A 13,590-nucleotide genomic window follows, 5' to 3' on the forward strand; every position below is an offset into this window, starting at 1 on the left:
CCTGGGGATGGGACGGCAGCGGGGTCGGACCCGTGCGGGACCCGGTCGCGGGGACTGGGCGGGCGGAGATGGGAAAACCGCCGGTGAACGGGTCGGTGTAGCCGCCGGCAGCGCGGTCCACCGCGGGTGCGGCAAGCCGCGGCGAGTCGCCGACGCGCACCGAGTCTGCGGGCGGCCCACCCCATGCCTGCTGGCCACCGGGCCCGGTGTGCCCACCGACCGCCGGTGCCCCAGATCGGTCGACGCCCGCATCCGGACGGCCGGGGGCGCCGGCCGCAGCAGTGCCCACGGGCGCGGCCTGCGCCGGGGGCGACATCGACGGCAGGTTGGCCATCGACCGGGAGCCGTTCGGCGGGACCGCATCGACCGGAGGAGTCACGGAGATCGCCGAAGATCCGCCGCCGGGCCGCGGCGCCGGACCATCCCAGGTGCTGGTCACATCGAAGGGATCGGCACGGCGTGGCAACCCGGCGGGTGGCATCGCGCCGGCGGGCTGCGGCGCGGCGGGCTGCGGCGCGGCAGAGTAGGGCACGGGCGAGTGCGGCGGCGGCCAGGGAGTCGGGGAGAAGGACGCCGGCGGCGGCGCGGCGGACGGGCGGGGTTCGGGCTCGCCGACCCGTTCGACGGCGAAGAAGTCGTCGTCGCGGCGGGGCGCAGCCGGCGGAACCGGCCCGTTCACATCGGCATCATGGGTCGTCACCGGGCTGCCCCCCGACTCTGGTCATGCGTGGAGGCAACGGCCGGCTCGAGGCCCTCGGGTCTCGGGTCTCGGTGCATGGTCATAGGGCGGCATCTCCTGCCCCCCAGATCAGCACGATGTGGGCAGCCATCGTGAGGACGTGCATTGTCTGAACCGTGTCGTCGCAACCAGCACCCAGCCAGATCAGTCGGTCGGGAGCAGCGCCGCTCGGAGACGTGAGATCCCGGCCTGCGGCACACTTCGCCGCCTCGCCGTGATCGGGTAACTATGCACGATGGAAGTCCCGACGTACGACCGTCAGAAAAGCAATAGCCCTCTGGGCGGTCGCCCACGAGCCCGGAATGATATGTGGTAATAGCTCCGGCTGACCATTGTACACGCGCTGCGGTCATCGTTTGTCACGGCAGGCGGCGTACATCTCGCGCACGATCCGCCGTGACGACTCCGACTGGACGCTGGCGCTGAACCGCTTGTACTCCTCCTCCGTGTAGGTGGCCTCCAGTTTGTCCAACGTGCAGGTGCAGTAGCCCTCATTGCCGTTGCTGACGTCCAGGCAGGAGCCGAGATACGCCTCCCGGACGGCCTTGGCATAGTGGCCCTTACCTGCTGCCGCGGCGCCCACGGCCGACCCGCCGTCCGATCCGCCGCCGCCGAGCGCGAGGAATCCCGCGACGCCAAGGCCCACGCAGACCAGTACGACGATGGCCGCGATCAGCAACGGGGGACGCTCGCGGACCTGTCGGAGCAACCCGCCGACGCGCCCGGCCAGCCCACCCCCGCGGGCCGGGCCGTCCACCGCCGACGCCGGCCCACGCGGTCCCGATGGCGCCCAGCCGGACTCGGGCTCATCGTCGAGCCCCCGTCCAAGGGACGGCCACCTGCCGCGGGATGGCTCGTCGTAGCGGTCGGACTCGCCGTCGTAGCGGTCGGACTCGCCGTAGCGGTCGGACTCGCCGTCGAAATCATCCTCCCAGTCCGCCACGCCGGCGGCCCGCGCCGGGGGCGCACTCCCACCCGTCGTCGCGCTGACCCGACGAATCTCACCGGTCGAGTCGACGTCGTCCTGGGCCCTGGGCACGGCGCTGGTGGGTTCGGCCGTGCCAGCACCGGCGGTGCCGGCCAGGGTGACCCCGGTGGCCGCAGTCGGGGCGGTCCCGCGCAGCGGGGCGCTCTGGTCACGCGCGTCAGCCCCCGGCGCGGTGCCCGCCGACGTCCACCGGCCGAACTGCCCGGTGCCGCCGTAGGACGCCAGTTCCCCCGTCGCCGCACCGGCGCCGGCAGCCGGGTCGCCACCACCACCCGCGCCGAGGCGACCTGCCGGATTCGCCCCGCCCGCCGGACCTTCGCCACCGGCTGGGCCGGCGTCCCCGATCAGGCCACGAACGGCCGGCGGATCCACACCGGCCGGCGGATCGGCCGCGACCGCCCCGCCGGGACGGGATGTTCCGGAACGGATCTCGTGCCGCACCACGGCAGGCGATCCGAACGCCGCACCGCGCGCTGGGGCGGCGCCGCCCCCGCCGCCCGGCTGACCATCCGGTTCGGACCCGCCACCCGGACCTGGGTGAGCCGCGGGGCCCGCCGTATCGCCATCGGAGCTGGCCGCGGGCATGGCGGACGACGGCTGCCAGGTCTGGGCAGCTTCATCCCAGAGGTAGGCGCCGTCATCGCTGACCCAGCGGCCGTGCTCGTCGAGGCGCATCTGTCGTCCTTCGTGCCGGAGACGGACGCTCCCAGGGTGCCATGTCCACCATGGCTCCGGATCGGCCGGGTACCGCCGCCACCGTCGGGCCGTGGACTGTTCCGTCCGAATCGGGTATCAGCGTGCATCGCACCGCCGAGCGCCGCCGTGGTGGCCGCGGCCACCACGCGTGGCGGCGACCCCCGGGCCGGTCAGGACGCGGCGGTCACCATGATCTCGGCCTTCTGGAACTCCTTGAGGGTTGCGTACCCCGTCGTCGCCATTGCGGTGCGAAGACCGCCGGCCAGATTGAGCAGGCCCGTTCCGGTAGCCGCGCCGGGCCCTGTGACGATCTGCGCCAGGGTGCCCGTCGGGGGGACCGGTGCCCACCGGCCACGGGGAAGGTCGGAGTGCAGCACGTCCATCGGCCACATCCCGCCCTGTCCCGGCGCGTCCCACGCCGCCGCCAGCGCCGCGTCCACCATGACCGCGTCGGCGCCGCAGGCGATCGCCTTCGCGAGGTCACCGCCGGTCTGCAGGTCGCCGTGCGCGACGACGTGGACGTAGCGGCCGCCGGACTCGTCCAGGTAACGCATCCGGGCTCCCGCCGCGTCCGCGATGGCGGTGGCCAGCGGGACTCCCACACCGAGCACGTCATGGGTCCGGTCGCCCAGCCCCGAGCCGACGCCGACGATGACGCCGGCGGCGCCGGTTCGCATCAGGTGCAGGGCGGTCGAGAACGATGCGCATCCGCCGACCAGCACCGGGACGTCCAGCTCACCGATGAACCGCTTGAGGTTGAGGGGCTCGCTGCGGCGGGACTGGTGCTCGGCGGAGACCGCCGTGCCATGGATGACCAGCAGGTCGACGCCGGCCGCCAGCACGTACTGGCTGAGCGCCCGCACCTTCTGCGGGCGCAACGCCGCGGCGACGACCACCCCGGCGTCGCGCAGCTCGCCGAGACGCTGCGTGATGAGCTCCGGACGCACCGGGGACTCGTACAGCGCGCGCAGCCGTTCCGTCGCCGCCGGGTGGCCCTCCTTGGCCCCGATCTCGCCGAGTTCGGCAATGTGGTTCTCCGGCTGGTCGTACCGGGTCCACAGCCCCTCGACGTGCAGGACGCCGAGGCCGCCGAGCCGGCCGAGCGCGATCGCCGACGCCGGCGAGGTGACGGCGTCGGCGGCAGCCGCCACCAGCGGCAGGTCGAAGCGGTAGGCGTCGATCTCCCAGGCCAGCGAGACGTCCTGCGGGTCCCGGGTACGACGCGACGGGACGATGCCGACGGCGTCGAGACCGTACGCGACCCGCGCGCTCTTGCCGATACCGATCTCGACTTCTGCCACTGCTGGCGCCTCCTGATTCGGCCGGCGGGCTCGCGCCGGCCGGACACTGACGTACCTGCTCCAAGTCGTCCGCACCGACCCGGCCGACCCGGCGGTTGGAACCCGGACTGCCGGTGACCGGGATCGCCGGTGACCGGGACAGCCTGTGGTCACGGCGGGCGCACTGCAGGCGAGGGCATCCATCGCCGCATCAGCCCGGCCCGGGGTGCACACGGTGCCACGATCAGCCCGAAGGGACGGCCGCCGCCCGCGGACGCGCGCGGGCCGGTCCGCCCCGGGTCACCGCCGGGCGGCTGGGCCGCCCGGCGCCCGCTCGCGGCGCGCTCCTCGCCGGTTCAGCGCGAGGAGTTGTAGTTCGGCGCCTCGACGGTCATCTGGATGTCGTGCGGGTGGCTCTCGACCAGACCGGCGGAGGTGATCCGGATCAGCTGTGCGTCGTCCTGCATCCGCCGGATGGTCGGCGAACCGGTATACCCCATCGCGGCCCGCAGCCCGCCGACGAGCTGGTGCGCCACGGCCGCGAGTGAGCCGCGGTAGGGCACCTGCCCCTCGATGCCCTCCGGGACGAGCTTGTCGTCGGAGAGCACGTCGTCCTGGAAGTAGCGGTCCTTCGAGTAGGAGCGGGCCCCGCTGCGGCTACGCATCGCGGCGAGCGACCCCATGCCGCGGTAGGCCTTGTACTGCTTGCCGTTGATGAAGATCAGTTCACCCGGGCTCTCGTCGACGCCGGCGAGCAGGCTGCCCAGCATGACCGTGTCCGCCCCGACCGCGATGGCCTTCGCGATGTCGCCGGAATACTGCAGACCGCCGTCCCCGATCACCGGCACGCCGTGCTCCCGGGCGACCCGGGACGCCTCGTAGATCGCCGTGACCTGGGGAACGCCGACTCCGGAGACCACTCGGGTGGTGCAGATCGACCCGGGACCCACACCGACCTTGATCGCGTCCGCGCCCGCGGCGATGAGCGCCGCCGCACCCGCGCCGGTTGCGACGTTGCCGCCGATCACGTCCAACGGCCGCCCGTCGGCGCCGTTCGGAATGTCGGTCTTGATCCGGCGCACCATGTCGGGCACCGCCCGCTGGTGGCCGTGCGCGGTGTCCACGATGAGAAAGTCGACTCCCGCCGCGACGAGAACCTGGGCCCGCTTGTAGGCGTCCTCGCCCACCCCGATCGCGGCACCGACCATCAGCCGGCCGTCGGCGTCCTTGGTCGCGTGCGGGTACTGCTCACGCTTGGTGAAGTCCTTGACCGTGATCAGCCCCTGCAACCGGCCCTGGCCGTCGACGATCGGCAGCTTCTCGATCTTGTGACGGTGCAGCAGCCCCAGCGCATCCTCCGGCGACACGCCGACCGGCGCGGTGATCAACGGCATCCGCGTCATGACGTCCTGCACCCGGCGGGAGTAGTCCCGCTCGAAGCGGATATCCCGGTTGGTCACGATGCCGACGAGCCGCCCGTCCGGCTCCGTCACCGGGACACCCGAGATGCGGTAGCGCGCCATGAGCACGTTCGCGTCCTCGAGGGTGGCCTCCGGCCCGCAGGTCACCGGCGCAGTGATCATCCCGGATTCGGAGCGCTTCACCATGTCGACCTGCTGCGCCTGCTCGTCTATCGAGAGGTTGCGATGCAACACCCCGACACCGCCCTGGCGCGCCATTGCGATCGCCATCCGCGCCTCGGTCACCGTGTCCATGGCGGAGGACACCAGCGGCACCGCGAGGGAGATGGAACGTGAGAGCCGGGTCCTCGTGTCGGCCTCGGAGGGCACCAGATCGGAGGCTGCCGGCAGCAGCAGGACGTCGTCGAAGGTCAGGCCCAGCATCGCGAGCTTCGGCGGCACCGGCGCGTCGGCTCCCAGAAGGTCCACCTGCGAGTCGACAGAGCCGCCCGCCTGCGTCGCACGGGCCGAGGTGGTGGGAGTCGACGTGGTGGGAGTCGACGTGGAGTGATCGGTGGCGACGGGAGCGTTCATGGCACCTTCCGTTCCGCGTTGACCGGTGCCGCGGCGCTGGGTGCTCGCCCGGCGGCCATGGCCTCACCGGGCGCCTGGTGGGCGGCCGGCCCGGCCTGCCACCAGGCGGAACGGGGCATCGACCCGTTGCCGGCGAGCCGGTCGCCGGGTGGCGGCATGCACATCATCGTAAAGGTCGGCGGCGCTTATGGGCGGTCGCGGCGTGACGGAGATCGCGGTGGACCGCCGGAAACGGGTGATTTGCGCCGACCGACCGGCGCGACGTGGATAGAGCAACGGAAGGCGGACCTACGCAGACCCATCCACAAGCACCACACAACGGTGCCGAGACTCCGGATCGGGACCACTTAGCAGTCCGGGCAAGCGTAGCGTGGTCGACGTGAGCGACGAGCCTGTCGACCCCTTCGCGGGTGACCCCGAGGATCCGGCCGCCGAGCTCGCGCGCCTCGACTCTGTCGACGACCTCGACCTGCTCGAACCGCTGTCCTTGCACGAGCGGGAGGAGGTCCTCGCCGAGCTGGGAGACCTCGACGTCTTCCGCACGCTGCTCGAGCCGCGCGGCTACCGCGGCCTTGTCGTCGACTGCGAGGGCTGCGCCGAGCCCCACTACTTCGACTGGGAGCTGCTGGCCGGCAACCTGCGCAACCTTCTCAACGAGGGCCGGACACGCGTCCACGAGCCGGCCTTCTCCCCCGACCCCTCGTGCTACGTGAGCTGGGAATACGCCCGCGGCTTCGCCGATGGCGTGTACGAGGCGTCAGCCGCTTCGGAGGCCGACTCCCGCTAACCGCCCGGCACCGGCCCGCCCGGCCGCGCAGCCTCACGGCTGCGGGTCAGGACCGCTCACCGACCGGATCGGGCCACTAGGCCGTCTGGGCCTGATCGCGCGGTCGCGTGACCGCCTCCGTCCGTCCCATCGCGCCCGCCATCGCCGCGGGTGTGGTCGACGGCGCGCTTCTGGCGAACCACCCGCCCCACTGCGGCTTGCCGGTGCCGCGCGTCCCTTTGCCCGGCATGGGCACGCCTGGCCGCCTGGGCCCCAGGTTCGTGGGCCGAGGCGGTCCCGTCGGCGCTGGGAGCCGACGCCGGGCGACCGTATGCCCCTTTCCATCCGCCGCCACTACGACTTTCGGGCCAGCCCGGACAGTCCGTTCCCGGACAGTCCCGGCTGGCGGCTGGTGCCACTCGCCCCCGCTGGCATGTCTCTGCCATTGGAGGCGCTGCGGCCCGCGGCCCGTCCACGAGATCCCCGTCGTCGGATCCGTTCGGTTCGCCCGGTCCATTCGGTGATGCTGGCGGGGACCCTCGAGCCGCCGTGCCGACGAGCCGCGCAGGGCCCTCGTCGCCCCGAGTCCGGCGTTCACCCGCGATCCTCCCGGCCTGGCCGTGTGACCAGGCGATCGCCGGGGTAGGCGAACCATAGTCCGCACAGTTGTCCGCCGGACCCACGGACTCGACGTCCCTGCCGAGCCGGGGCCCGCTCGGGCAACCGGGCGTGGGAACCGGCGGAGGGCAGGTGGACCCGCGCCGTGTCCGGGCGGGGCCGTGCCAGCACGGCGCACCGGACCTGACGGCCATCGACGCGGGGTCGCCCGGGTGAATTTTTCAAGATCGCCAAAAGGGTGACCGGTACTACGGTGAGCCCGCGGCACTTGCCGCTCAGGTCGAAAGGGGGGGCGCAGGCCGATGACCGACGTCCGACGACTTCCAGGCCCCGGCGCGGAGAAGTGGGAGTGGCAGCTGCATGGCGCGTGCCGCGGGGAGAGCACCGAGCTCTTCTTCCACCCGGAGGGCGAACGCGGACCTGCCCGGGCCGCCCGCGAGGCCGCGGCCAAGGCGATATGCGCCCGCTGCCCGGTCATCCGCGCCTGCGGGGAGTATGCACTGACCGCCCGGGAGCCCTACGGCGTCTGGGGCGGGCTCAGCGAATCGGAACGCGAGGCGATCCTGACCGGCCGCTCGCGGCGGGGGGTGGCTCGCCGCGTTCCCGCCCGGCCGGGGCTCGCGCCGGCCTGCTGAGCGGCCCGGCGGCAGGTGACGACATGGCCGGACATCCGATCCCGGCCATGCCGATCACCCACGATGGGTGAGCGGGCCCGCAGCCGGGTCTCGCCCAGCCGTTCGGCCGGCGGCCGCTCCTGCGCGCACAGCGTGCCGCGTGCCGCCGGACACGTGCCCCGGAGACGAAGACGGTCCGGCCGGGCCCCTGAGCGGGATCCGACCGGACCGTCTTCGCTGCCGCGGGCGGGGCGCCGGCCGGAGTTCGCCCGGCCGGGCCTCGCGGAACCGGCTCCGGTCAGAAACCGGGGCCCTGCGGGTGGTTGTGGCCATGGCCATGGCCATGGGCGTGCCCGTGATCGCCATCCGACCGCGCCGGCTTCTCGACGACGAGGCTCTCGGTGGTGATGAGCAGCGCCGCGATCGACGCGGCGTTCGCCACCGCCGAGCGGGTGACCTTGACCGGGTCGACGACACCGGCTGCGATCAGGTCGGTGTACTCGCCGGTCGCCGCGTTGTAACCGTGGCGTGGCTCGAGTTCCTTGACCTTGGCGACGATGACCGCGCCCTCCTGGCCCGCGTTGCGCGCGATCCAGGACAGCGGGGCGTCGAGGGCGGTGCGCACGATCCGGACGCCGGCGAGCTCGTCCCCGGTGCGGCCGAGGCCGTCGTCGAGAACGGAGGTGACGTGCGCCAGTGCGGCGCCGCCGCCGGCGACGATGCCTTCCTCGATGGCCGCCCGCGTGGCGGACACGGCGTCCTCGAGGCGGTGCTTCTTCTCCTTGAGCTCCACCTCGGTGTGGGCACCCACCCGGATGACCGCGACTCCACCGGCGAGCTTGGCAAGCCGCTCCTGGAGCTTCTCGCGGTCCCAGTCCGAGTCGCTGCCCTCGATCTCCGCCTTGAGCTGCTGCACCCGGTCGGAGACGGAGTCCGCCTCGCCGCCGCCGTCGATGATGGTGGTGGTGTCCTTGTCCACCACGACGCGCCGGGCCCGACCGAGGTCCGCCAGGGTCACCGCGTCGAGCGAGAGCCCGACCTCGCTGGCCACCACCTGACCGCCGGTGAGCACAGCGATGTCCTGCAGCATTGCCGAGCGGCGGTCCCCGAAGCCGGGCGCCTTCACCGCGACGACCTGGAAGGTCTTGCGGATCGCGTTCACCACCAGGGTGGACAGCGCCTCGCCGTCGATGTCCTCGGCGATGATCAGAAGCGGCTTGCGCTCCTGCACGACCTGCTCGAGGACGGGCAGGATCTCGTTCAGCGCCGCGATCTTGCCCGGGTAGAGCAGGACGTACGCGTCCTCGAGGACGGCCTCCTGCGAGTCGGCGTCCGTGACGAAGTACGGCGAGATGTAGCCCTTGTCGAACTGCATCCCCTCGGTCAGTTCGAGGTCCAGACCGACGGTCTGGCTCTCCTCGACCGTGATGACGCCGTCCTTGCCGATCTTGTCGATCGCCTCGGCGATCAGCTCTCCGACCCGGGTGTCCTGGGCGGAGATGGCGGCGACCTGGGCGATCGTCTGCTTGGAGTTGACCTCGAGGGCCTGCTCCAGCAACGCGGCGGAGACGGCCTCTACGGCGGCCTCGATGCCGAGCTTCAGCGACAGCGGCGCGGCCCCGGCGGTGACCTGCTTCAGGCCGAAGCGGACCATCGCCTGGGCGAGCACCGTCGCCGTGGTGGTGCCGTCACCGGCGACGTCGTTGGTCTTGGTGGCGACTTCCTTGGCGAGCTGGGCGCCCAGGTTCTCGTACGGGTCCTCCAGCTCGATCTCCCGGGCGATCGTCACCCCGTCGTTGGTGATCGTCGCCGCGCCGTAGGACTTGTCGATGACGACGTTGCGCCCACGCGGGCCAATCGTCACCTTGACCGCGTCGGCCAGCGCGTTCACACCGTGCTCGAGCGCGTGGCGGGCGTCCTCGTTGAACGTGAGAATCTTCGGCATACCTGGTTGTCCTCCCGACACCGATGAGCGGTGGAAAACCGCAAGGGGCGCGCCCTGCCGGTGGGCCCGGCGGAAACCGGACGGCCACCAGCGGGGCGCGCCCCTTGCGTTGCTACCGGCGAGCGGTCTACTTCTCGATGATCGCGAGGACGTCGCGAGCGGAGAGCACCAGGTACTCCTCGCCCGAGTACTTGACCTCGGTGCCGCCGTACTTGCTGTAGAGCACCACGTCGCCGACCTTGACGTCGAGCGGGACGCGCTTGCCGTCCTCGAACCGACCCGGGCCGACTGCGAGGACGGTGCCCTCCTGGGGCTTCTCCTTCGCCGTGTCCGGAATCACGATGCCGGATGCGGTGGTCTGCTCGGCATCGGAGGGCTGCACAACGATGCGGTCCTCGAGCGGCTTGATAGCAACCTTGGTGGCGGTCGTCACGATCGACCTCCCCCTTCCTACGCTGGATGAGAGAGCGACCCTGGCGGCCTGCCGTCGCGGGTGAACAGGCGCCTGTTGTCGCTGGCACTCTCACGTGCCGAGTGCCAACCTAGCACCCGCACCACACACGTCAACCAACAAGGTTCGGATCTGTCAAGACGACTGTGGAACGGGCGCCGCCTGCCCGGCCGCGCCGGGCGAGTGAACTCGCCTCGGCCCGTTCCCGGTGCGCGGCCGCGCAACCGGCCCCGAACAGCTTCGGCCACGCGGGATGGGACCCGAACATGATCTGGATGTGGGAGGCCAGGGCGACGCCCGGCCGTCTGGCGGACCTGCGGGACTGGGCGATCGACGCCCTCGGCGGCCGCGAAGGTGAGGTATATCTCAGCCACCAGTCGGGGGGTGACCTCGTCGTGGTGATCCTACGGTTGCCCGACGCCGGGCCGACGGACACCGACGCGGCCACCGCCGTTCATCCCGCGCCACTCGATGCCACCACCGGGCCGGCCACGGCGCCCCTGCCCGTGCCACCCGACGAGCTGGTCACCGGTTCCCCGCACGCCTGGCCGTTCCATCAGGTCCACCCGCGCCGCTGAGCCCGCCCGCCTTCATCGGCCCACCGCCATCCAGCGGTCAGCCGGTGGCGGCCGTCCGCTCCGTGCTGTCGCTGCCCGCAGCGGGTGCGCCGCCGGTGAGGCAGTCATCATCCGGCGGGCACCCCGCGGCATCGTGCGCGTCGATCTCCCGCCGGGCCGCGTCGCAGGCGGCCGAGCCATGAGTGGGATCGACGGCCAGCAGGCGCGCGGCGACCCGACGCAGCAGCTCGACGAACCGCTCCCGCTCGGCCGGCTTCAGCCCGGCCAGCACATGCTGGTCGACGAGGCGGCGGTCCTCCTGGGTCGCCACGTAGAGCCGCGCGCCCTGTTCGGTCGCGGTGATGATGCGGGCCCGCCGGTCGGCCGGGTCGGGATGGCGCTCGACCAGGCCCGCCCGTTCGAGATCGTCGACGATGCGCACCATCACCGTCCGGTCGATGCCGAACCGGCGGGCCACCTCGATCTGGTTACGCGCCTCGCCGTCGACGGCGGCGCCGAGGACGTGCAGCGCGCGCAGGCCGCCCGGCAGCTCGCCGACCGCGGCGGCGGAGGCCGCGAGGTAGCCGTACTGCACCTGGCCAAGCAGCCAGCCCAGATCCTGCCCCAGGTCTTCGGGCAGGCCGTCGGCTTCGACTTCGCGCTCCGCGGCTGCTGCGGCGTCGCTCACCGGCTCAGCCTACCCGTCTCGGTCAGAACAATCTCCCGTCAGATGGGTGCACATACAGACGATATGTGGATCAGATAGTCTCTCCCCAGATCTTCGCAATACTGATGATCTCGAGATCTGACGACTGTGGAACCACGGAGGCCCCGCAATGTCCAACCTGCTGCACGTCGACGCGAGCCTGGCTCAGGAGGGCTCGACCTCCCGCGCGCTGGCCGCCACCTTCATCGACGCCTGGCGTACCGCCCACCCCGAGGGTGCCGTCACCTACCGGGATCTCGCCCTGACGCCTCCGCCGCACCTCGACTGGGCCACTCTGACGGCGGGCTTCACCCCGCCCGAGCAGCACACCCCGGAGCAGACCGAGGGCGTCAAGCTGCGCGAGGAACTGATCGGCGAGCTCGAGGCGGCCGACGAGCTCCTGCTGTCGCTGCCGATGTACAACTTCTCGGTGCCGTCCACGTTCAAGGCGTGGGTGGACCAGGTGATCGTGGTCGGACGCACCTTCCGGCAGCCGCCGGAGGAGTCGGCGCTCACCGGCGACCGCGTCACCGTCATCGCCACCCAGGGCGGTTCGTACGGGGTGGGCACGCCCAAGGAGGGCTGGGACCACCAGCTCCCCTTCATAGCCCACGTCCTCGAGACGCTCGGGGCGACCGACGTCGAGCTGGTCCGGGTGGAGATGACGCTCGCCCCGGTCAACCCGGCGCTGGCCGACTTCACCGAGCTCTACGAGCGCAGCCGGGCCGCGGGCGAGAGCGCCCTGCGGGCGCGGGCAGCGGCCTGAGTCACCCCGGCCGGGGCGCCCCACGCCAGCCGGTGGTCACGGCTCCAGGCGCACCCGGCCGGGCAGCGCCCGTTCGACCTCGTCGAGCAGCGTGGCGTACCCGACCGTGTCGATCGGTCGGGCCCGCATGACGTAGGCGTCGCCGCCGGAGGGCTGGTAGTAGCTGCGGCGCACGCCGATGTCGACGAAACCAAGCCTGCTATACAGCGCCCGAGCGGCATGGTTGTCGGTACGGACCTCCAGCCCGCAGGACCGGGCGCCGGCGTGGCGCGCGTGGCGCAGCAGGGCGATCATCAGGCGGGCGCCGATGCCGCGGCCCCGGCCGCGGGGCACGACGCCGACGGTCTGGATGTAGGCGCCGTCGTCGGCGAGGGCCAGCCCCGCGTAGCCGACGATCGCCGGCAGGTCGTGCGCGGCCGCCCCCCGGGGTCGCCACATCGCGGTCAGATAGCGCCGCTGATCGCCCTGGGCCAGTTCGGACCAGAACAGCTCCGCGGTCCAGGGGTCGTTGGCGAACACGGTCGGCTCCAGCTCGGCGACGGTCGCGACGTGCCACCAGCGCATCGGGACGAGCACCAGGTCCTGGCCAGGATCCTGGACTTGCTCCGGCTCCGGATCCGGCTCGGTGGGCGCGGCGGCGCGCGACAAAGCGGCGTTCGACACGGTGCCATCGGGGTCCGGTCGCGGCCGGCTCACACCCTGACGGCCTTCGGCGCGTGCGGCTCGGTCGCGTCCGGCCGTCGCAGGTAGAGCGGGACCAGAACACTCGGGTCGCGACCGGCCAGCAGGTCCGCCCCGGCAAGGCCCACGAGCAGCTCCGGGCGCGGGTAGCCGCCCTCCGACGGGCCCGCCTCCCGCGCCTGCCCCGCGTCGTCGACGGCGGCGGCGAATCCGGCAAACGCCTCCGGATACAGCGCCCGGCCGGGGCCGGTGACAGCGTCGACGCCGAACTCCCGCATCGCCTGGGCGACCTGCGCCGGACGGCCCACCGCGGGATCACCCACCCGCACCCCGGCGTCGTAGCGGGCCCAGTAGACCTCGCGGCGACGGGCGTCGGTGACCACACCGACCGAGCCGGCCGTGGCCGCGCCGATGCCGTCGAGCGAGCAGACGCCGTGCACCGGGATGTCCAGCGCGTCGGCGAAGGCCGCGGCAGTCACCATGCCGACCCGCAGGCTGGTGAAGGGCCCGGGACCGGCCCCCACCACGACAGCCCCAAGGTCCGTCGGGCGCACGCCCGCCTCGTCGAGGACCGCCCGCATCGACGGCGCGAGCAGCTCCCCGTGACGGCGGGCGTCGACGGTGACCACGCTCCCCCGGGGCCAGACGTGCACGCCGGGGCCGGTGGGACCGCCGGCCGCCGGGCTCACCGGCCGCGCGGGATCGGACGCCGTCAGCTCGGCGAGCGCCACCGCACAGGCGGCCGTGGATGTATCGAGGGCCAGCACCAGCACCCAACCAGACTACGGA

13 protein-coding genes and 1 pseudogene are annotated in these 13,590 nt (G+C 72.5%); 4 read left to right on the forward strand and 10 right to left on the reverse strand.

All coding sequences use genetic code 11. The features are described 5' to 3' along the window. The 5 genes and pseudogenes from NBZ83_RS11915 to NBZ83_RS11935 form a co-directional block, all read right to left on the reverse strand. A pseudogene (locus tag NBZ83_RS11915) lies at positions 1-700 on the reverse strand (hypothetical protein); the annotation flags it as partial. Between the two features lie 388 nt (positions 701-1,088). After that, positions 1,089-2,402 (reverse strand): hypothetical protein, encoded by a 1,314-nt coding sequence (locus NBZ83_RS11920; RefSeq protein ID WP_261567176.1) that lies wholly within the window; start codon positions 2,400-2,402, stop codon positions 1,089-1,091. A gap of 191 nt (positions 2,403-2,593) precedes the next feature. After that, positions 2,594-3,724, reverse strand: coding sequence for a GuaB3 family IMP dehydrogenase-related protein (locus NBZ83_RS11925; protein WP_261567177.1), 1,131 nt, complete (start codon positions 3,722-3,724; stop codon positions 2,594-2,596). Positions 3,725-4,059: 335 nt separating this feature from the next. Beyond that, the gene (gene guaB / locus NBZ83_RS11930) at positions 4,060-5,547 is read right to left on the reverse strand and encodes an IMP dehydrogenase (RefSeq protein WP_261567195.1); all 1,488 of its coding nucleotides are present in this window, start codon (positions 5,545-5,547) and stop codon (positions 4,060-4,062) included. 146 nt (positions 5,548-5,693) lie between these two features. Continuing rightward, positions 5,694-5,855: a hypothetical protein gene (locus NBZ83_RS11935; protein ID WP_261567178.1), complete on the reverse strand. Its 162-nt coding sequence runs from the start codon at positions 5,853-5,855 to the stop codon at positions 5,694-5,696. A gap of 212 nt (positions 5,856-6,067) precedes the next feature. Between NBZ83_RS11935 and NBZ83_RS11940 the strand changes: the two genes are divergently transcribed. Then, on the forward strand, positions 6,068-6,484 hold the full coding sequence (locus tag NBZ83_RS11940) for a DUF5319 domain-containing protein (RefSeq protein WP_009740476.1): 417 nt from the start codon (positions 6,068-6,070) through the stop codon (positions 6,482-6,484). Between the two features lie 899 nt (positions 6,485-7,383). Continuing rightward, positions 7,384-7,716 carry a WhiB family transcriptional regulator gene (locus NBZ83_RS11945; RefSeq protein ID WP_011602341.1) on the forward strand — a complete coding sequence of 111 codons (333 nt, stop codon included), beginning with the start codon at positions 7,384-7,386 and terminating at the stop codon, positions 7,714-7,716. Positions 7,717-7,993: 277 nt separating this feature from the next. On the opposite strand, the gene groL is transcribed toward NBZ83_RS11945, so the two are convergent. Then, positions 7,994-9,640: a chaperonin GroEL gene (gene groL, locus NBZ83_RS11950; protein WP_261567179.1), complete on the reverse strand. Its 1,647-nt coding sequence runs from the start codon at positions 9,638-9,640 to the stop codon at positions 7,994-7,996. Positions 9,641-9,767: 127 nt separating this feature from the next. Beyond that, positions 9,768-10,073 (reverse strand): co-chaperone GroES, encoded by a 306-nt coding sequence (groES, locus tag NBZ83_RS11955; protein WP_009740479.1) that lies wholly within the window; start codon positions 10,071-10,073, stop codon positions 9,768-9,770. 284 nt (positions 10,074-10,357) lie between these two features. On the opposite strand from groES, the gene NBZ83_RS11960 reads away from it, so the two are divergent. Continuing rightward, positions 10,358-10,669: a hypothetical protein gene (locus tag NBZ83_RS11960; RefSeq protein ID WP_261567180.1), complete on the forward strand. Its 312-nt coding sequence runs from the start codon at positions 10,358-10,360 to the stop codon at positions 10,667-10,669. Between the two features lie 37 nt (positions 10,670-10,706). Here NBZ83_RS11960 and NBZ83_RS11965 read toward each other — a convergent pair whose 3' ends face one another. Further along, positions 10,707-11,336: a MarR family winged helix-turn-helix transcriptional regulator gene (locus NBZ83_RS11965; RefSeq protein ID WP_261567181.1), complete on the reverse strand. Its 630-nt coding sequence runs from the start codon at positions 11,334-11,336 to the stop codon at positions 10,707-10,709. A 148-nt stretch (positions 11,337-11,484) separates the two neighbouring features. Here NBZ83_RS11965 and NBZ83_RS11970 point away from each other — a divergent pair, with 148 nt between their 5' ends. Continuing rightward, positions 11,485-12,120 (forward strand): FMN-dependent NADH-azoreductase, encoded by a 636-nt coding sequence (locus NBZ83_RS11970; protein WP_261567182.1) that lies wholly within the window; start codon positions 11,485-11,487, stop codon positions 12,118-12,120. A gap of 36 nt (positions 12,121-12,156) precedes the next feature. On the opposite strand, the gene rimI is transcribed toward NBZ83_RS11970, so the two are convergent. After that, positions 12,157-12,783: a ribosomal protein S18-alanine N-acetyltransferase gene (rimI, locus tag NBZ83_RS11975; protein ID WP_438803175.1), complete on the reverse strand. Its 627-nt coding sequence runs from the start codon at positions 12,781-12,783 to the stop codon at positions 12,157-12,159. 29 nt (positions 12,784-12,812) lie between these two features. After that, a complete protein-coding gene (gene tsaB / locus NBZ83_RS11980; protein WP_261567183.1) occupies positions 12,813-13,574 on the reverse strand; it encodes a tRNA (adenosine(37)-N6)-threonylcarbamoyltransferase complex dimerization subunit type 1 TsaB in 762 nt (253 codons plus the stop codon). Positions 13,575-13,590 lie beyond the last annotated feature (16 nt).

This window comes from Frankia gtarii, assembly GCF_025403375.1.
GTDB lineage: Bacteria > Actinomycetota > Actinomycetes > Frankiales > Frankiaceae > Frankia > Frankia gtarii.

Excerpts from the sequence above, each read along its gene's own strand:
- NBZ83_RS11920 (WP_261567176.1), bottom strand. The coding sequence starts at position 2,402 with ATGCGCCTCGACGAGCACGGCCGCTGGGTCAGCGATGACGGCGCCTAC.
- guaB (WP_261567195.1), bottom strand. The coding sequence starts at position 5,547 with ATGCTGGGCCTGACCTTCGACGACGTCCTGCTGCTGCCGGCAGCCTCC.
- NBZ83_RS11935 (WP_261567178.1), bottom strand. The coding sequence starts at position 5,855 with ATGCCGCCACCCGGCGACCGGCTCGCCGGCAACGGGTCGATGCCCCGT.
- NBZ83_RS11945 (WP_011602341.1), top strand. The coding sequence starts at position 7,384 with ATGACCGACGTCCGACGACTTCCAGGCCCCGGCGCGGAGAAGTGGGAG.
- groL (WP_261567179.1), bottom strand. The coding sequence starts at position 9,640 with ATGCCGAAGATTCTCACGTTCAACGAGGACGCCCGCCACGCGCTCGAG.
- NBZ83_RS11960 (WP_261567180.1), top strand. The coding sequence starts at position 10,358 with ATGATCTGGATGTGGGAGGCCAGGGCGACGCCCGGCCGTCTGGCGGAC.
- NBZ83_RS11970 (WP_261567182.1), top strand. The coding sequence starts at position 11,485 with ATGTCCAACCTGCTGCACGTCGACGCGAGCCTGGCTCAGGAGGGCTCG.